The organism is Methylobacterium sp. CCH7-A2, from assembly GCF_001557075.1.
Taxonomy (GTDB): Bacteria; Pseudomonadota; Alphaproteobacteria; order Rhizobiales; family Beijerinckiaceae; genus Allobosea; species Allobosea massiliensis.
Map to the genome: position 1 here is coordinate 1 of NZ_LSKN01000035.1, position 567 is coordinate 567.

At 71.3% G+C, this 567-nt stretch carries 1 pseudogene; it reads left to right on the plus strand.

Going from position 1 to position 567, the window contains the following annotated elements:
* Window positions 1–35: 35 nt before the first annotated feature.
* Window positions 36–567: pseudogene (locus AX750_RS03355) on the plus strand ((Fe-S)-binding protein); the annotation flags it as partial.

Below are 567 nucleotides of genomic sequence, written 5' to 3' on the forward strand. Positions count from 1 at the left end.
CTGAAGGCGCTCGTCACGCAGACGGGGGATGCTGCATGACCGTCCAGACTGCCAGCCCCATCGTCCAGGTCCTGCCGGAGACCGCGCCGTTCAGCGAGGAACAGCGCTCCTGGCTCAACGGCTTCTTCGCGGGGCTGCTCTCGCTCGACAACGTCGGCGTCACCGCGCTGTCTCCGGCGCAGAACGCCGCTGTGATGGGCCAGGTCGAGGATGACGGTGCGCCCTGGCATGATCCCTCGATGGCGCTGCCCGAGCGGATGCAGCTCGCGCAAGGCAAGCCTCTCCCCCGCCGGCTCTTCGCCGCCATGGCCCAGCAGGATTGCGGCCAGTGCGGCTATCTTTGCGAGACCTATTCGGCGGCGATCGCCTCGGGCGCCGAGGCACGGCTCAATCTCTGCGCGCCGGGCGGCAAGGACACGCTTCGGCAGGTCAAGGCGCTGGTGGAGGAGGCGGGCGAGGCGGCGCCGGCCGCCGCTGCGGCGACGCCCGCGCCTGCGACGCTCGGCTCTCTCGGCCGCTGCCGCGAGAACCCGGCACTCGCCACCTTCCTCTCCCGCCGCAAGCTCA